At 45.7% G+C, this 17,416-nt stretch carries 16 protein-coding genes and 1 pseudogene; 9 read left to right on the top strand and 8 right to left on the bottom strand.

The features are described from left to right. The first annotated feature begins 68 nt into the window (after window positions 1-68). Window positions 69-647, top strand: a complete 579-nt coding sequence (locus JM642_RS18235; RefSeq protein ID WP_037413877.1) for a nucleoside triphosphate pyrophosphohydrolase family protein — start codon at window positions 69-71, stop codon at window positions 645-647. Between the two features lie 45 nt (window positions 648-692). Here JM642_RS18235 and JM642_RS18240 read toward each other — a convergent pair whose 3' ends face one another. Both JM642_RS18240 and JM642_RS18245 read right to left on the bottom strand, forming a co-directional pair. Further along, the gene (locus JM642_RS18240) at window positions 693-920 is read right to left on the bottom strand and encodes a helix-turn-helix transcriptional regulator (protein ID WP_039978987.1); all 228 of its coding nucleotides are present in this window, start codon (window positions 918-920) and stop codon (window positions 693-695) included. A 2-nt stretch (window positions 921-922) separates the two neighbouring features. After that, a complete protein-coding gene (locus JM642_RS18245; RefSeq protein WP_069453716.1) occupies window positions 923-1,441 on the bottom strand; it encodes a DUF2975 domain-containing protein in 519 nt (172 codons plus the stop codon). A 157-nt stretch (window positions 1,442-1,598) separates the two neighbouring features. Between JM642_RS18245 and JM642_RS18250 the strand changes: the two genes are divergently transcribed. Continuing rightward, window positions 1,599-3,659: a prolyl oligopeptidase family serine peptidase gene (locus JM642_RS18250; RefSeq protein ID WP_188871853.1), complete on the top strand. Its 2,061-nt coding sequence runs from the start codon at window positions 1,599-1,601 to the stop codon at window positions 3,657-3,659. A 159-nt stretch (window positions 3,660-3,818) separates the two neighbouring features. Further along, entirely contained in the window at window positions 3,819-4,109 is a 291-nt protein-coding gene (locus tag JM642_RS18255) for a helix-hairpin-helix domain-containing protein (protein ID WP_203432298.1), read from the top strand. Here the strand turns inward: JM642_RS18255 and JM642_RS18260 are convergent. Both JM642_RS18260 and JM642_RS18265 read right to left on the bottom strand, forming a co-directional pair. Then, the gene (locus tag JM642_RS18260; RefSeq protein ID WP_203432299.1) at window positions 4,106-5,212 is read right to left on the bottom strand and encodes an AI-2E family transporter; all 1,107 of its coding nucleotides are present in this window, start codon (window positions 5,210-5,212) and stop codon (window positions 4,106-4,108) included. The genes JM642_RS18255 and JM642_RS18260 overlap by 4 nt on opposite strands. Window positions 5,213-5,491: 279 nt before the next feature. After that, window positions 5,492-6,550, bottom strand: coding sequence for a nitronate monooxygenase (locus JM642_RS18265; RefSeq protein WP_203432300.1), 1,059 nt, complete (start codon window positions 6,548-6,550; stop codon window positions 5,492-5,494). Between the two features lie 390 nt (window positions 6,551-6,940). Between JM642_RS18265 and JM642_RS18270 the strand changes: the two genes are divergently transcribed. Next, entirely contained in the window at window positions 6,941-7,357 is a 417-nt protein-coding gene (locus JM642_RS18270; RefSeq protein WP_047536814.1) for a DUF2541 family protein, read from the top strand. Between the two features lie 91 nt (window positions 7,358-7,448). After that, a complete protein-coding gene (locus tag JM642_RS18275) occupies window positions 7,449-7,841 on the top strand; it encodes a DUF4156 domain-containing protein (RefSeq protein ID WP_203432301.1) in 393 nt (130 codons plus the stop codon). Between the two features lie 76 nt (window positions 7,842-7,917). Here JM642_RS18275 and ubiA read toward each other — a convergent pair whose 3' ends face one another. Both ubiA and uvrD read right to left on the bottom strand, forming a co-directional pair. Then, the gene (ubiA, locus tag JM642_RS18280) at window positions 7,918-8,778 is read right to left on the bottom strand and encodes a 4-hydroxybenzoate octaprenyltransferase (protein WP_037413866.1); all 861 of its coding nucleotides are present in this window, start codon (window positions 8,776-8,778) and stop codon (window positions 7,918-7,920) included. Between the two features lie 125 nt (window positions 8,779-8,903). Beyond that, window positions 8,904-11,072, bottom strand: a complete 2,169-nt coding sequence (gene uvrD / locus JM642_RS18285) for a DNA helicase II (protein WP_203432302.1) — start codon at window positions 11,070-11,072, stop codon at window positions 8,904-8,906. Window positions 11,073-11,514: 442 nt separating this feature from the next. On the opposite strand from uvrD, the gene JM642_RS18290 reads away from it, so the two are divergent. From JM642_RS18290 to JM642_RS18305, 4 genes are all read left to right on the top strand, one after another. Then, a complete protein-coding gene (locus tag JM642_RS18290) occupies window positions 11,515-13,146 on the top strand; it encodes a hypothetical protein (protein WP_203432303.1) in 1,632 nt (543 codons plus the stop codon). 344 nt (window positions 13,147-13,490) lie between these two features. Then, window positions 13,491-13,829 carry a DUF2314 domain-containing protein gene (locus JM642_RS18295; RefSeq protein ID WP_203432304.1) on the top strand — a complete coding sequence of 113 codons (339 nt, stop codon included), beginning with the start codon at window positions 13,491-13,493 and terminating at the stop codon, window positions 13,827-13,829. 153 nt (window positions 13,830-13,982) lie between these two features. Then, window positions 13,983-14,153, top strand: a complete 171-nt coding sequence (locus JM642_RS18300; RefSeq protein WP_203432305.1) for a hypothetical protein — start codon at window positions 13,983-13,985, stop codon at window positions 14,151-14,153. Between the two features lie 142 nt (window positions 14,154-14,295). Beyond that, window positions 14,296-15,609 (top strand): AAA family ATPase, encoded by a 1,314-nt coding sequence (locus tag JM642_RS18305; RefSeq protein ID WP_203432306.1) that lies wholly within the window; start codon window positions 14,296-14,298, stop codon window positions 15,607-15,609. A 146-nt stretch (window positions 15,610-15,755) separates the two neighbouring features. On the opposite strand, the pseudogene JM642_RS20530 reads toward JM642_RS18305, so the two are convergent. After that, a pseudogene (locus JM642_RS20530) lies at window positions 15,756-16,368 on the bottom strand (hypothetical protein). A gap of 10 nt (window positions 16,369-16,378) precedes the next feature. Further along, entirely contained in the window at window positions 16,379-17,383 is a 1,005-nt protein-coding gene (locus tag JM642_RS18315) for an SEC-C domain-containing protein (RefSeq protein ID WP_203432307.1), read from the bottom strand. Window positions 17,384-17,416 lie beyond the last annotated feature (33 nt).

Genomic DNA, 17,416 nt, shown 5'->3' on the forward strand with positions numbered 1-17,416 from the left:
GCAGTTATCCATAAATCGATTTCACCAATCTATTTGTAAAACCTATTGATAAAATCTAAGGCACTCCGATGAAACTCAGCTGTTTAACTCAACCTATTTATGACCACTTGTATCGTGATATCAGTGAGTTTCGCAGTACCTTCGACCTCGCCGTCAACGATGCCAGCTCATTGGATGATAAGGCTGACACCTTACATACTTCGCTGATTATTGAAGAGTTAACTGAACTTGCCGAAGCCGATAGCCGTATCGAACAAGCCGATGCCATTGTCGATTCAGTGTATGTATTGATGGGGCGTTTAGTGCACTTAGGCGCCGAGCACATGCATGACAAATTAGAAATCAGCTACCTTATCGACTTGCTGCTGTGTGTCGCCAAAAACCGTGAAATTGACTTTATCGCCTGCTGGGACGAAGTCCATTCGAGCAATATGAGCAAAGTGTGCCGCAACGAGCAAGAGCTAGCCGAAACCATTGCTTTTTATGCCGAGCAAGGCGTTGACATCGTCGGCAGTAAAAAGGGCGAATTTATCATCGCCAAATGCGCTAAAGATGTAGAAATGGCCGGTAAAGTCGTGCGCCAAGGCAAGGTACTGAAATCCGTTTATTACCGCCCAGCGGATTTAACTCAGTTAGTAAAAGCGTAAAACCGCAAACCTAGGCTGCACAGCATGCAGCCTAGGCATCTCCCCTTAGTCCGACGTATCTTGCTCAGCATCCTTTCGGTATTCCAAAATATCCCCCGGCTGACAGGCTAAGTATTCACAGATACTCGCCAAGGTATCAAAACGCACCCCTTTGACTTTGCCCCGCTTAAGCAAGGACAAGTTAGCCTCGGTAATGCCTACTGCCTTGGCAAGCTCTTTAGAACTCACCTTTCGCATCGCCATCATGACGTCTAAATTAACGATAATATTCAAGATCAAACAAACTCTTTGTTTTCCGCCTCGTAATCGCGGGCGGCTTTAAGCAAATACACGATAAGCAACATCAATAAAATCGTGGTGATATTGCCAAAATCAAGCACTAATTCGATGCGACCATCCTCAAAAAATGACTGATGATAATAGCCTATGCCTAAGTTTTGTAGCATTTCAAACACTAAAGCGGCGGCTTTCAGCCATACGAGCCACAAGTAACATTTCATACTCTCATCACTGAAAAATAACCCCCGTTGATAGCAGGATAAGAGCCGTTGTAGCCAATAAACACCGACTAAAAATGAGATAAATAATGGGGTTAGCATGACGATCAACAGGTTTCGGTTAGCGTTCGGCAAGTTCCACAGTTCGAGGAACTGGGAATTACTGGTATTGAAGCGGATCTCATCATAGGCCCAATAGCTATAAAGCAGATGGGCGATAATCGCCACAGCAGACAAGAGCACCAGCCAGCGACAAAAGCCACTGATTTTTATTAATTTTTTAAAATTTTGATTCATCCACTCACCCAAACATCATCCCAAGCCGTTCATAGCGAACGAACACCAGTATAATCCTTCGACAAAAAATATTACAAAGAAATATAATTTTATTGTTTTACGATAATTAATTTTCGTATTAGCATAATGTCAATTTTCCTAAACTAAGGTTACGACAATGCAAAAATTTCCTTTTACGAGTCAGTTATGCAGTGCTGCCATTGCCGCCGCACTGCTGCTGACGGGTTGCACTACGGCGGATGTTCGCAACGAGCAACCTCAAGTTGCCGCGACACAGCAAACCGAGGCGCCGCTCATTCCTATCGAAAACTTCTTCAATGAGCAAAGCATTCGCCATCTAAAAATGTCCGACGATGGCAAGTGGCTTGCCTTTGTGAAGGAGTACCAAGGAGCCAGCAATATCTTCCTGATGGCCGATAAGGCCGACCTTGCCAGTGCCACACCACTGACCAAATCGGTAGAACCCATCCGCGCCTTCGAATGGTCCGCCAAGGGTAATGACTTATTCTTTATGAAGGACAAAGGCGGTAACGAAAATACGCAAATTTATAAGCTGAGTTTTGAGGAAAAAGCCGGCAAGATCACCGCCAAAGAGCAGCGCTTAACCCATAAGGACGATGTGCAATATAGCGTGCTCGAGCAGGTAAAAGACAATCCCGATTTGTTGGTTGTTCAAGCCAACCACGACGATTCGAGCCGCATGGATATTTATCTGCTCAATATCAACGACGGCAAGTTAACCCCTATCCTGAAGAACGAGCATAGCTTTACTCAGGTGAAGTTTAACAAGCAGGGTCAACCTGTGATTGCCAGCAGCAGTAATCTCGATAACACCAATGCCTTGTATGTGCTGATCGACGGTAAGTGGCGCAAGATCATTCAAAGTGCCAAGGGTGAGAGCATCGATATTCTTAAAGTGAATGATGCCAAAAAACTCGCCTATATCAGCGCCAATATCGGCGATCGCGATAAGCAGGAATTGCTGAAAGTCGATCTGATGACGGGTAAATATGAAACCATTCACAAGGATCCCGATAACGAGGCCGACGTCTTTGGGGTACAGTTTAGCGACGCGGGTGAGCCCTTAGCGGTTGGTTACTATGGTGGACGCTTACGGGTTTATCCCTTAAATGCCGAGTTTGCTCGTCATTGGGATGTGATTAATCGTCATTTTAATCAAGATGTTGAAATCACGATTGGCGAGATGAACGAGAAAACCCATCTGTGGCAAATTCATGTCGCCAGCGACCGAGCCGCAGGCGCTGACTATCAATACAATGCCACCACGGGGGATATCCACCTGTTAGTGGATATTCCGGCCAGCATTCCAGCTGATCAACTCTCGCCACGCCAATCGATTTTGTATACCGCGCGGGATGGCGTGAAAATCCAAGCTTATTTAACGCTACCGAAAGGCAAACAGACTCAGCTACCGACCATTATCCTGCCCCATGGCGGACCTTGGGCACGGGATTTTTGGACGCTCGACTCGGGCTACTTCCACGCGATTGCCCAGTTCTATGCCAACCGTGGTTATGCCGTATTACAACCTAACTTCCGTGCCTCGACGGGTTTCGGTAAGAAGTTCTTAAACTTAGGCAACCGTAACTGGGGGATTGGCAGCATGCAGCACGATCTCACCGATGGTGCCAATTACTTAGTCGAACAGGGTATTGCCGATAAACAGCGTTTAGGGATCTTCGGCGCCTCCTACGGTGGTTATGCGGCACTGTCTGGCGCGACTTTTACACCTGACTTGTACCATGCTGTGATCGCCTATGTAGGGCCATCGAGCCTAGTGACACTGATGAATTCCTTCCCCGACTACTGGCGTCCCTATTTAGGTCAATGGTTTGAGTCGGTTGGCGACCCGCAAATTGCCGAGCAGAAGCAAGATATGGAAAATCGCTCACCAATTAACTATGTCGATAATATCAAGGCGCCATTGATGCTGATCCAAGGGGCGAACGATCCACGCGTCACGCAAATTGAGTCGGATAATATCGCCAAGAAGATGTATCAAAAGTCTTTACCCGTTAAGTACGTACTGGCAAAAGACGAAGGACATGGCTTTAGTAAACGTGCCAACAAGCTAGCCTCGATTGTCGCCACCGAACAGTTTTTTGCTGAGCATTTAGGTGGGCGTGTCGACACCAATGTGAATCCTGAAATTCTAAAACACTTAGACAGCTTGAACGTCGACATCAGTAAGCTCTAAACTTTTGCCGCCTTTACCAAGGAAGAGAAAGGCGGCAAACTAGCCTAGATTTTATATATAAGCTCACCTTCAGCTCTCAAGATCATGCCGGATAACGAGCAGAAAACCGTAACAATCTATACTTAAAGATGGAATATTTCAGTTGGTTAGGGATAAAGAATGAATCCAGCAAAGGTTGTCAGAACCCAAGTAAAACAATTAACGGATTTACCGAATATTGGTAAGGCCTGCGCGGCGGATCTACGTCTGCTCGGCATAGAGACGCCAGTGCAATTGCTTGGGAGAAATCCCTATGAAATGTATCAAACCCTGTGTGACAAAACGGGGCAAATCCACGATCCCTGTATGCTCGATGTGTTTATTTCGATTACCCGCTTTATGGCGGGCGACGATCCTCAACCTTGGTGGTTTTATACCGAGGAGCGCAAACAAGCACTCACTCGTCCTTAATTTGAATGGCCGTGTTCCTGCGGTGATTCAAGGGATTCAGTTACAACCGAACTATCAGGATCATCCCTTAACCATTCGCGCCAGATAGCGACTAACAGCGCCATCAACACGGGGCCGACAAACAGACCCACAAAGCCCATGGTTTTCACTCCACCAATCAAGCCGAAAAAAGTCGGTAAGAAAGGCAGCTTAATAGGCCCACCAACCAGATTAGGGCGCAGGGTTTTATCGACGATAAACAGCTCGATACTGCCCCAGAGGAATAAGCCGACCCCAGCGGTCATATCGCCAGTGCCGACTAAATACAGTGAGATCAGGGTAAACATGGTTGGCGCCCCACCGGGCACTAAGGCCATAAACGCGGTCAACACCCCAAAGGCCACGGCCGAAGGCACACCCGCAATCCAGTAGGCAATCCCCAGCACTATGCCCTCACCGATGGCGATAAGCGTCATACCGATAACGGTTGAACTCACCGTCGCGGGCACCACGCGGGAAAAGCGATACCAGCGGGCGGGTAGAATACGCTCGCCGACAATATCAATCTGCTTCGCCACCGACGAGCCATCTTTATATAAGAAAAACAAGGTGATCAGCATAAACAACAAGGTCAGCAGCAAGCCTAAAGTATTCCAGCCCAATTGCAGCACCCAACGGGAAATGCCTGTCAAATTTTGTCCGCTAATTGCACTGACTATCTTGCCCAGTTCATGGGGTTCACCGATAAACTGTTGCCATTGCTGGGTAAACCACGCACCAACCCAAGGTAAATCCTTAATCCAAAGGGGAACGGGCGCGCCATGCTGGTTAGCATACACCAACCATTCAGCCCATATCCTAATCTCTTGTAAAGCATAGGAAAAAACAAATATCAGCGGCGTAATTAGCCCGACAATAATCAAAACTAACGCGATAGTGGCAGACAGCGCCGAGCGACCACCGCATTTAACTAATAATTTTTGATACAGCGGCCAACTGGAGAAGCAGACGATCAGGGCGGCCAAGGCGGGAACTAAAAAATCGATAAAAAAGAAAACACCAGCACACAGCAATAAAATCAATAGGGTACGACCCACCGCAGCATTACTGATAATCTGTGCCATCCACATACTCCCACAATAGAATCCAACAACAAGGTGGAAAACTCGGCAGAGTGCCAAGCAACAACCAGCCTTTGGGTCTTCCCCATTTTGTTAGCCAGTTTATTGCGCAGTGCTTTCCATGGGCAACGACATTTAACAAAAGCGTGAGTAGTGTATCAGTGGTGCTTGCATCCCCAAAGGTATTCAAATATCTCGAAGGCCGAATGGCTGAAAATCCTTATGGCGCGGCCTTGAGCCTTGGAAGTAAACAGTAGATGCAGGCTTTGCACCTGTAACTATTTATTGGATATTAAACCCAAAGCCTAAAGCCAATTGCCGTGTCAGCTCGGCTGCGGGAATCGTTCGGCAACCTCTGGCATTTTGCCCGCACCACAGCGGGCTAAAATCGCCACATCCTTGTCGCTCCGCCGCCGTCCTTAAGCCTGCAACCGCTGAGGATGCCAAGGGGAAATCCGGTACAGCCTCATTCATCGGCCCCATTTCAGCCATAAAGCGGTTTACTATGCCGCGCGCAGGTCGACCAGAAAATAAATTAGTCAGCGCTGTATGCTGCGCGGCATCGCTTTGCAGCACCTCACGATGGATTGCACTGGTATTGCACTCAGGGCAGAGCAAATAGACCGTCCCCACTTGCACGGCCGAAGCGCCCATCGTCATGGCTGCGCGCACTGTGGCTACATCGACAATGCCACCTGCGGCAATCACCGGAATATCCACCGCCGCAATCACCTGCGGTAATAGACTAAAAGTGCCGAGCTGCTCGGTTAAATCCTCGGATAAAAAGTGCCCTCGGTGCCCACCCGCCTCAAGACCTTGGGCAATAATCGCATCGGCGCCGTGGGCCTCAAGCCAGAGTGCTTCCTCGACGGTTGTCGCCGTAGAGATAACTTTTGATCCCCAGGATTTGATTTCAAGCAGCAATTCTTCATCGGGCAAACCAAAGTGAAAACTCACCACCTCAGGCTTAAATTTGGCTAACACCTCGGCCTGTGACTTGCTGTAGGGTGTACGCTGGGCGCCAGCAGGCTGCACACTTGAGTCGAGATTAAATTCCGCAAAATAGGGGGCTAACTGTTCGAGCCAAGTGGCTTGCTTGGCCGCCTGTGGCAGAGGCTCGCTATGGCAAAAGAAGTTCACATTGATAGGTTTAGTCGTGTTGGCTCGGATTTCGGTTAACTCAGCTTCAAGCGCCTCGAGGGATAACATGGCGCAAGGTAATGAACCTAAACCACCCGCCTCAGACACGGCGATAGCAAGCGTACTGCCTTGCACTCCAGCCATAGGCGCTTGAATAATCGGAAATTCAATCCCAAATAATCGTGTAAGTCGACACGGCATACTTCACCTCCTTTGAACTTAATCCTGCTGTCACTCACTCCGCAGCAGTTACTCACTCCGAGACCGCCAGCTTAAACAACGATTACCACCAAACTGAGTGGCATTTATCACAATCTACCAGAAAACTGCACGCAACTTATAGTATTTGCCAAATATTGAAAAATCGGTAAATTGGCTTAGATCATAAAATGTCATGCGTTAAGGGATATTTAAGTCTAATTAAAAGTAAAAATAATATCGGCATAATTTAAATTACATTTGTATCATAATGCAAAACACTTATTGACCTTATTCAAATAAAACCCGTGATATCAGCCGCACTAAGCGATAAAAAAACTATTTAGGTTACATTAAATACTTTATGATTCGCCCCCATTTTTTGGAGGCCATATGTTAATAAAATCTAGTCTATTTTCGACGTTCAATATTAATCGAATAATTATCTGCTTACTCTTGATGTTTACCACATCCGTTGCCTATGCAAAAAAAGATGATAATGACGATGAAATCACCCTTGGCCGCACCATATTACTCGGCATTGGCGATCATCCAGCCACCATCCCTTTGATCATTTGCCGACAGGCAAAATATATCAAAATCAAAGCAGAAAGAGATGTGAGTATCGATCGCGTTGTCGTCACCTATGGGGATGATAAAACCCGCACCATCAAATTTGATACCGATATCGACAAAGACGAACACTCGGAATGGAAATCATTAGGCGCCCGCCGCTGTGTTAAAAAAATTGAAGTATATGGAAACTCAGATCGTAGTAAAGCTGGGATAAAAGTATTAGGACGTAAATAACTTAAATCATCAACAATAAGTATTAATCAGCTAATAATATTCTTTCATCTAGCCGATTTTTATTAATAGCCTGAATATGAGTCATAAATAAATGAATTTTCGCACAATATTAATGTTATTACTCGGCCTTAATGTAGCAGCGTGTGTTACCTTTCCTACTGAGGAATCGGCACACGTCAAAATATTATGGGAAAACTCCGCAGCTATTGAAAACTGTACTTATAAAGGCACAGTGATTGGTTCGCAGGGGCATTTCTATGATTATTGGCTGCACAGTGATAGGGATATGGTGTGGGGTACACTCAACGAGATGCGCATCAAAAGCCATGCGCTCGGCGCCGATACTGTTTATCTCTATCAACCGCTTAAGTTTTTAGGCTCAGTGACTATGATGGGTAATGCTTACCAATGCGCTGACATCCAAAGTTCAGCCAGTCAATATCCGCAGATTGATGCGACGCAGGATACCACTTCGAGTCAGTGAGTCGCGGCTTGAGCTAAGTTTTGAGCGGCTATCAGGCGACACGCCTGATAGCACTCATACAAACGGAGAGGAAAACTTAAAACAGGTAATCGGCTCCGAGACCAATAAATAAGGCTAATCCTGCCCAGTTATTGTTAAGAAAGGCTTTAAAACAAGGGGCTCTTTCGCGGCCAAAAATCAGCATCTGTTGGTAAGTGCTAAAACCAACAAAGGTCAGCAATCCTAGACCATAAAGCAGGCCACGGTCGGCACTCCAACCGGCAGCAATAAAACACAGCAGTGCAGCCAGTTGAAATAATCCAATGATTTGACGGTCGTATTGGCCAAAAAGAATGGCGGTTGATTTGATACCGACTTTTAAATCATCATCCCTATCGACCATGGCGTACATAGTGTCGTAGGCCACAGTCCAAAACCAATTCGCCGCAAATAACCACCAGGCTTCGATGGGCACTTCACCGGTTTGCGCCGCATAGGCCATGGGGATAGACCAGCTCCATACCACACCCAAAAACATCTGCGGCATATTTGTTACCCGCTTAGTAAAGGGGTAAATAATGGTGAGGATAATGCCTACAACGGATAATTTAACCACTAAGCCATTGAGCAGTAAGACTAAACCAAAAGCGGCTAAACCTAAGATCACAAACAGTAATAACGCTTCTTTGGTGCTGATTTCGCCGCTGGCGAGAGGGCGGGATTTGGTACGTTCAACGTGGGAGTCGAGATCGCGGTCGGCATAGTCGTTAATAATGCAGCCACAGGCACGCATAATCACCACACCAATAATGAAGATAATGAGTACCTTAAGATCGGGCATACCACCCGCTGCTAGCACCAGCGCCATCAAACACGGCCAGAGTAATAACAAGGTGCCGATAGGACGGTCGAGTCGAGTCAGGCGGGAATACACGTCCCACTTCTGCTTTAGATTCATTAACTAACTACTCCCAAACCTAATTTTTTATCTCGGTTGCTAGGGTAAACATCATATACCCTAGCCCCCTTTTAAGCGAATTTGCATAGGCTGAAACTGTCACAAAATCATGACATTCATGCCAATCAACGCGCCTCTAAGCGCGCGTAAGCCACCACCAGCCACTTACTGCCAAAATCACTAAAATTCACCTGCACCCGCGCCTGTGCACCACTGCCTTCAAAGTTAGTCACTTTGCCGTCACCAAACTTGTGATGATGCACTCTTTGGCCGACGCTAAAGCCAGTATCGTTGGCGACCGCCGACTTTTGCGCACTGAAGCGATTATTGGCCATCGGCGTCGACACCTGCGCCTTTAAGCGAATCTCGTCCACATATTGCGGCGGGATTTCCTTAATAAAGCGCGATGGACGGGCGTAATCTTCACGGCCATAAATACGGCGGGACTCGGCATAGGTGATATAGAGTTTTTCCATCGCGCGGGTCATGCCCACGTAGCAGAGTCGGCGTTCCTCATCGAGTCTGTCACCCTCTTCGAGCGCCATCTTACTCGGGAAGATCCCCTCCTCGACACCCGCCATAAACACCATAGTAAACTCCAGCCCCTTGGCCGAGTGCAGTGTCATCAGCTGTACTGCATCGGTAAAGGCGTCGGCCTGACCTTCGCCCGCCTCTAGGGCCGCGTGGGATAAGAAGGCGTTAAGCTCGCCCATATCCTCAAGCTCCTCTGGCATTTCGAAGGTGCGTGCGGCGGTGACGAGTTCCTCTAAGTTTTCGATACGAGCGTGGGCCTTTTCGCCCTTTTCCGCTTCGTACATGGCTTTGAGGCCAGAGGCTTGGATCACTGTGTCCGTCATCCGGTACAGCGCCATATCCTGGGTTTCTTCCTGTAGGGTGACGATAAGATCCATAAAACCACGTACCGCAGAGGCAGCACGACCCGCGAGCACTTTTTCGTCCAGCAGCCGTAAACAGGCCTGCCATAACGTAAGCTCTTGCTGACGCGCGGTCGAACGCAGAATATCTAAGGTGCGATCGCCAATCCCACGGGGCGGCGTATTAACCACGCGCTCGAAGGCGGCATCGTCATTTTTATTGCTGATAAGACGCATATAGCCCATAGCATCTTTAATCTCTTGGCGTTCGAAGAAGCGCAGGCCACCGTAAATACGATAAGCTAAACCTTTGTGTAATAAGGCTTCTTCGAGCACACGCGACTGGGCATTCGAGCGATATAAAATCGCGCAGTCACTTAAATTGCCGCCTTTTTCGTACCAATCATTGATACGGCCGACAATAAAGCGCGCCTCGTCCATTTCGTTAAAGGCGCAGTAGAGGGAAATCGGCTCACCATCGGCTTCGTCGGTCCACAACTCTTTACCTAAACGCTCGGGGTTATTGGCGATAAGGGCGTTTGACGCCTTCAAAATATTGCCTTTGGAGCGATAATTTTGCTCGAGGCGAATCGTAGTCGCCGTCGGGAAATCCCGCAGGAAACGGTGCAGGTTTTCAACCTGAGCGCCGCGCCAACCGTAAATAGATTGGTCGTCATCACCGACTATCATCACATTGGCAGTTTGGCCGGCCAGCACGCGGATCCAGGCATATTGAATGGCGTTGGTATCTTGGAACTCGTCCACCAGAATATGCTTAAAACGTTCTTGATAATGTGCCAGCAAATGCGGCTTATTGAGCCATAACTCATGGGCACGTAATAGGATTTCGGCAAAGTCGACTAAACCTGCGCGATCGCAAGACTCTTGATAAACCTGATAAATCTTCAGCAAATTCTGTTCAATCGGAAAACCACCCGCATCGATATGCTTTGGCCGCAATCCTTGGTCTTTCTTGCCATTGATATAGCCCTGCGCCTGACGGGGAGGATATTGTTTTTCATCCAGATTCAAACTTTTCAGGATGCGTTTCAGCAAGCGCAGCTGATCGTCCGAATCAAGAATTTGGAAGCTCTGCGGTAATCCCGCATCTTGGAAGTGAGTGCGTAATAAACGATGCGCCAGCCCGTGGAAGGTGCCAATCCACATCCGCCCCATATTGGTGCCAGCGACTTTTTCAACCCGCTCGCGCATCTCAGCCGCGGCTTTATTGGTAAACGTCACGGCTAAAATCGAGTAAGGACTCTGCTGTTCAACCTGCATTAACCACGCGATACGGTGGGTTAACACCCGCGTTTTACCACTGCCCGCCCCCGCAAGCACTAACATGCTAGATTGCGGTGCCGCGACAGCCTCGCGCTGCTTATCATTCAGGCCGTCTAGTAAAGAAGATACGTCCATTCTCGCCTCCAAAAAATCGAGGAGGCATTATAACAGAAGAAATCCCACCTGCGCGCCTGATCCACAAGACAAGAGGCATAGGAGAGTGGTATGGAACAGTCCATTCTTAAACACTGTCATTCCAGTGACACGCAGCAAGCACATCCCTGTGTGCTCGACCGTGACATCCATGTCACGGACGGTCACTTCCATGACAGTGCTTAATCCCATTAACCTTTGCGTATCTCTGCCAGCCAACAAAGAATGAGAAAGCTAAAACAATATCAAGTGATTACCCATCAAACTGTACAAAAACTGCTACCGCAAAAAAGCCAATTCCTATAGCATCATTTATACCAATTGACATGGATGTGGCAGCGACCAAGTCCAACAAGCGATTTATGCCTCGCAAACAGCGCAGCGCATAAATACTAAGAAGTTATGCATTTTTGAAGGAACAACGATGTCCGTCGAGGTAATCAAAGATCAAATTTTTCAGTTTTTATCCTCAGATCAGCCAGAAGTTATGGCGATCAAAGGTGAATGGGGTGTCGGAAAAACCTATAGCTGGAAGAAGTTTCTTAAAGAGGCTTGTGATGAAAATAAATTAAACCTCAAACGCTACTCTTACGTTTCTCTTTTCGGCATTAACTCATTGGAAGCCTTTAAATACACAATTTTTGAAAATGTAATAAATAAAGAGATTGTCGGCACTGAGGCTAGTCTCGAAACATTCAGGAACAACACTACATGTCTAATCGAGTCATTTGGAAGGCAATCATTTAACCTCTTTAAAGGTGCACCATTAATTAAGTCGTTTAGCCCTGCTATAGAAACAATTTCATTTTTGTCATTAAATAAGACGCTTATATGCATTGATGATTTAGAAAGGAAAGGAAAAGGTCTTGATGTAAAAGATGTTTTGGGGCTGGTCTCGCTGCTAAAGGAGCAAAAGGAGTGCAAGGTAGTATTGCTTCTTAACGATGGTGAGGAAGGTTTGGGCGACTATGAAAAGTATCGTGAAAAAGTGATTGATACTGAGCTTGCATTTGCCCCCGATCCTCGAGAATGTGCGGAAATAGCCTATTCTGAACAAACACCTAATTATTTAAGGCTGAGGGAGCTAACTACAAGTCTCGGAATTCGAAATATCCGTATTCTTAAAAAAATTGAGAGGCTAACAACTCTAGCACTCCCACTGGTTGAAGAGTACGAGCCAGAAATATTAGATCAAGTTTTACATTCACTAGTGCTGTTTGCGTGGAGTTATTTTTGCTCAAACTCTAATGATGACATACCTTCTTTAGAATTTATTACTAGAAAAGGTTATGCCCTGCTAGGTCTCGGGGACGAGAAAGTCAGCGAACAGCAGAAAAAATGGCAAACTACTCTACAAGCATATAATTATCAGCTAACAGACGAATTAGACCTGTTGTTATCTGAAGCGGTAAAAACTGGCTATTTCGTTGTAGATGAGTTCAAACAAAAAGCTGCTGATAAAAACCAACAGATTATAGCATCCAAATCTGAGGGATCATTCACGAATGCCTGGCGTCTCTACCATGATACATTTAATGATAACGGCGACGAAGTAATAAACGGCTTGTATGAGAGCTTTAAGGAAAACTGCAAATATATAACCCCTACAAATCTAAATGGAACAGTTTCGCTATTTAGAGAGTTGGGTGAGGAAGAAAAGGCCTCAGAAATCATTGATATCTACATAGAAAATAGAAAGGACGAAACCGAACTTTTTAATATGAAGGAGAACAATTTCTTTGGCGATATTAGAGATAAGGAAGTTATAGATAAATTTACTGAAGCATATAATCGGTCTGTTACTACTGAGACAGCGAAACAAGTGTTAGAGCGTATAGTTGGTAGAAATAGCTGGAACCCAAGTGACGAGGTGGTGTTAGCGAGCACATCAGTCGATGATTATTACAATTTATTCAAAACTGAAAGTGGTCGCCATCTGTCATCCTTTGTCACAACCTGTTTGAAATTTGGTCAGTTTGGAAATGCTAGTGATCAACAAAAGGAAATTGCGAATAGGGCTACAGAAGCGTTAAGAAGAATTGCAGGCGAGAGCTAAATTAACAAAAGACGAGTCAAGAAGTTCGGTGTGAGTCTTGAGGATGCATAACAAGGCGCAGCTATCGGACAAATTTTCCACTGCGCTCCGGGCGAAACAAGACATCCACAACTCTTCAATGTTTTAAGTCACCCAAAACGACTCAACAATTAAAGGAATACACCATCCCTCGGAGTTGCCACAGGGTTAGTAGACAAATTGCGTGAGTCTTCACATATATGGCAAGCTAGCTTTCGGCTATAAAACTAAAACAGTTTAGGGGACTGTGTCATATATAAACTGGCATAAGACCCTAACAAACTCGCACCACGCGTTTGCTTTAAACGTTAGATTACTGAGGCACTATGGAAGATAAATTTGCCCGCATAGAAATTGATGGATGGGAACTCAATGATGGTGAGGCCATTCACCATCAGCATTCAGACACTTTCTGGATTCCCTCTTTTGAGGCAAGAAGCAACCTTAAAACAGGACAACTGGTTAAACTCATCTTCCAGATAATTACGGAGGATGGCGCTGGCGTGGAAGAGGTAAATGTAGAGCGCATGTGGGTTATCGTTAAAGACCGCATCGATAACATTTATAGAGGGCAACTTGATAATGACCCTTACTGCACGGAAGAAATAAGATCTGGTATGGAAGTATGGTTTGAGCCAAAGCACGTAATAGATATTTACGAATAGTTTATTGAGACACCCATTGTTAAATTTTGCTACACAAGGACCGAATAAGGTGAGGTTGAAACAGGACATCCTCAACTCTTTGATGCTTTAAGTGACCAATAGCAAACTTCATAATCAAAGGAGGATAGGACGAGCAGCCCTCTTGGTCGACTCTTGATTAAAAATCAGGGGGTGAAACCCCACGACTTTGACTTTGACTTTGACTTTGACTTTGGCTTTGGCTTTGGCTTTGGCTTTGGCTTTGGCTTTGGCTTTGGCTTTGGCTTTGGCTTTGGCTTTGGCTTTATAAATTTAACAATCGGTAACTCGTTAATTTTGAATTAAATAAAGAGTAACATGCATGAAATAGATCGAATTACCACTTTTATGCGCATAAAAGTGTAAAATTCCGCACTTTTATGCGCGTAAAAGTGTAGAGTGAGTTATAGTATAGGCCGTTAACAATCTTAATTGACGGGAAATGACAATGCAGCGCAACCTACTCAACGCCTTAATAGCATGGAAAGACCAACCTGTGCGCAAGCCATTATTGATCGATGGCGCAAGGCAAACGGGTAAAACCTATCTGCTGCAAGAGTTGTTTGGTAACACCTTTGCCAACATCCTGCGTATCGACTTTCTTGAAAATCCCGCCTACAAACAAGCATTCGATGGCTCACTGTCACCAGACGAGCTAATAATGAACATTGAGCTGTTGACCAATCAGGCGTTCAACCCAGAAACCGATCTGCTGATATTAGATGAAATTGGCGAATGTGAGCGTGCCGTTACTTCGCTTAAGTATTTTGCCGAAAAAGCACCGTCCTATTTTGTCGCGGCAAGCGGATCGAACATTGGTTTGCTCAACACCTTCCCTGTAGGTAAGGTAGAACAATACAATTTACGACCTCTGACCTTCCAAGAATTTATTTACGCATCTAACGAGCAAGCACTGATCAAAGCGTTTGAAGCCCAAGCAAGCACACCGGCGGTGCACACTAAATTGATGGATAAACTTACAGATTACTTTTTTATCGGTGGTATGCCAGAAGCCGTTTCCGCTTGGTATCGGTTGAAAGATGCGAGCATTTTAGAGCGGGTTGAAAAAGTCACAAAAATTCATGCCGATTTAGTTGAAGGTTATCGCCGCGATTTTGGCAAGTACGCGGGCAAGGTTGATGCCACACTGATTGAATCTGTGTTTAACAGTATTCCAGCGCAGCTATCACTTGTAAGTGATGAGTCCGTTAAACGCTTTAAATTTAAACATGTGCATGAGCGTAAATCTCGTTATAGCGATTTTGAGACCGCGATCCATTGGCTTCACTGCTGCCGTTTAGCCTTGCCAAACTACCCTATTGAAGGGCTGCCGAAATCGCCGCTGGCGGCCTATAAAAAAGAAAATATGGTTAAACTGTTTCTATTTGATGTGGGGCTGCTCAATCATATGCTGGGCAGCAGTTATAAAGAGATTAAGCAACAAAATTACGAATACAAAGGCTATGTGGCTGAAAACTTTGTACAACAAGAGCTCACTGCTATTGGCGTTGACCCAAGCTATTCATGGAATGACGCCCGCGCCGAAATCGAGTTTATTTTGGCAACCGATGAAGGCGATATCATCCCTGTTGAAGTCAAAAGTGGCAAACGTACCAGAGCCAAATCGTTGGCATCCTACGTTGAAAAATGTGCTCCAAGTAAAACCTTTAAGTTAACGGGCACACAAGGCTCATCGGCGTTAGAACAAACTAATATTGTAATGCCTTTGTATTTCACCCAGTATTTACCACAGAGATGGTAAAGAGCCATGCTTAGCATCCCGAGGTCTACACAAAGTGACTTTATGAGTAACAATCTGTAGACCTAAGGGGCATACAAGCTTTCAGCCAATCAAAACTTAACGATATTTTTTGCTAACAACGCTTGGCCTGTCTGTAACCCCATTATTTAAAGCAAATCACTTAACCGGTTTAACCGCGCTTTACGGCCATTATTAGTCACAACAAAGCGCTTAAAACGTTGCTCAAACGCCACGTTATCCGCTTTAAACTGATAGGCCTCAAACAGCTGATGCAAATAGCGTGCTGCCTCATCATAGCCACTGGCGCAGGTGCGATTCGCTTGCTCTTGTGCTTGCTCTTGTGCTTGCTCTTGTGCTTGCTGCCAGCTTTGCTCACGCTCATTGTAGATATCCGTCAACATCTTCTCTTTTTCCGCTTTTTCGATGGCTAATTTTTTTGCGAGCGCCTCAGCTTGCTCTTGCTGTATGGTGTACATGAAGCCCATCGCTTGAAAAGCCAAGCAACGCTTCAGGGATCGTTCCGGCTGGTAACTTGATGTATACATCGATTGAGCCCCAATCGGCATAGTAAAACCCGATATCAAAGTATTTTAACATCAGCGTAGAAGGTTCCGCCTTTAAGTCACTGTAGGTGTAATACACCTGAAAGGACGTAGCTGTGATGTCCGCACGGCTTGAAATGGTTCTGAGTGCTTAGCGCGCCTTAGCATCTAAGTAACCATCCAGACGCTCAAATTTATAGTATTGATATTCGCTCACGATGGCCTTGCTATGCGTTAATGGTGAATTGAAAAGTTTGTTTTAACAAAGGCTGTACCCTAACAACTCTGCCGATCGGTTCAGCGTCTTTGTAACGTCTTGGCTCAATGATCAAAAATCCCCAAAACTGTAAAAATCGCTCAATAAATCTTGATTCGATGAGCATGCTTAAACTTCTTTCTGGCGAGAAGTAATCATCCGTAGGCAAGGACTGAAGTAAATCGGGGAAAGCCGTCATCACATCTTCAACCAGCTGATCCACACTATTTTGGCTCTGAATGCGCCACAGCATAAACAGCCAAAAGGGTCGCAAGTCGATATCGTATTCAAAACCGTCCAAATACCCCCAGTTATATTTGCTGATGGCGGCCTCTAACATAGGTTTAAAAAATGCCTGTATGCCTAATGCTTGATACTGCTTTTGCGCTGACTTTTTAACGTGATAACGGCCACTACGAAGGTAAATAATACCGCTAATGTCAGCCAGTACTCGGGTGTAGTGCAAGGCATTAAATTTATCTTCGTTACTGCCCGCAAACTCGCTGATGCTAATATTTATTGGAAACTGAGCAACGGCAAACTCAGGTAATAACTCACTGGCCTGTTTAACCAACTTAGTCGGTAAGCTGCCTTTACTTGTGGCTTTGAAGGAGCCTTCTTGCGCCATGGCCTCATCAAGAATTAGCGCTAGATAACGCATCACCGGACTGGTTGAAAGATCGTCTGGTGTGCTGATTGTCACCCACTGTAATTGCTCAAAAGGCGCATATAGCCAATTTGCCATTTGCGTTGGTGTCAAGCCACAAAAATCGGGATGAGGTTGATTATTGCGGTCTTGCACTTTGTATTGTAAAGCTGCGTTAAATTCATCAAGGCTCAAATTTGGGTTCATTGCCAACATGGCCTCAACATCATCGAACACTTGGGCATGTTGCTGGAAAACGCTGCTCATACAACAACGTTTAAACTTTTTATCACTGCCACAATGGCAAGGATCGTTACGACCGAGTTTCATTACTGTCTCTTTTTATTGTTGTAGATACTTACT

This window comes from Shewanella sp. LZH-2, assembly GCF_016859145.1.
Lineage (GTDB): Bacteria > Pseudomonadota > Gammaproteobacteria > Enterobacterales > Shewanellaceae > Shewanella > Shewanella xiamenensis.

What these genes read in the sequence shown, in the direction of transcription:
- JM642_RS18275 (WP_203432301.1), top strand. Translation starts at nt 7,449, where the DNA reads ATGAATTTTCGCACAATATTAATGTTATTACTCGGCCTTAATGTAGCA.
- JM642_RS18290 (WP_203432303.1), top strand. Translation starts at nt 11,515, where the DNA reads ATGTCCGTCGAGGTAATCAAAGATCAAATTTTTCAGTTTTTATCCTCA.
- JM642_RS18260 (WP_203432299.1), bottom strand. Translation starts at nt 5,212, where the DNA reads ATGGCACAGATTATCAGTAATGCTGCGGTGGGTCGTACCCTATTGATT.
- ubiA (WP_037413866.1), bottom strand. Translation starts at nt 8,778, where the DNA reads ATGAATCTAAAGCAGAAGTGGGACGTGTATTCCCGCCTGACTCGACTC.
- JM642_RS18295 (WP_203432304.1), top strand. Translation starts at nt 13,491, where the DNA reads ATGGAAGATAAATTTGCCCGCATAGAAATTGATGGATGGGAACTCAAT.
- uvrD (WP_203432302.1), bottom strand. Translation starts at nt 11,072, where the DNA reads ATGGACGTATCTTCTTTACTAGACGGCCTGAATGATAAGCAGCGCGAG.
- JM642_RS18305 (WP_203432306.1), top strand. Translation starts at nt 14,296, where the DNA reads ATGCAGCGCAACCTACTCAACGCCTTAATAGCATGGAAAGACCAACCT.
- JM642_RS18255 (WP_203432298.1), top strand. Translation starts at nt 3,819, where the DNA reads ATGAATCCAGCAAAGGTTGTCAGAACCCAAGTAAAACAATTAACGGAT.
- JM642_RS18235 (WP_037413877.1), top strand. Translation starts at nt 69, where the DNA reads ATGAAACTCAGCTGTTTAACTCAACCTATTTATGACCACTTGTATCGT.
- JM642_RS18265 (WP_203432300.1), bottom strand. Translation starts at nt 6,550, where the DNA reads ATGCCGTGTCGACTTACACGATTATTTGGGATTGAATTTCCGATTATT.
- JM642_RS18245 (WP_069453716.1), bottom strand. Translation starts at nt 1,441, where the DNA reads ATGAATCAAAATTTTAAAAAATTAATAAAAATCAGTGGCTTTTGTCGC.
- JM642_RS18270 (WP_047536814.1), top strand. Translation starts at nt 6,941, where the DNA reads ATGTTAATAAAATCTAGTCTATTTTCGACGTTCAATATTAATCGAATA.
- JM642_RS18250 (WP_188871853.1), top strand. Translation starts at nt 1,599, where the DNA reads ATGCAAAAATTTCCTTTTACGAGTCAGTTATGCAGTGCTGCCATTGCC.
- JM642_RS18315 (WP_203432307.1), bottom strand. Translation starts at nt 17,383, where the DNA reads ATGAAACTCGGTCGTAACGATCCTTGCCATTGTGGCAGTGATAAAAAG.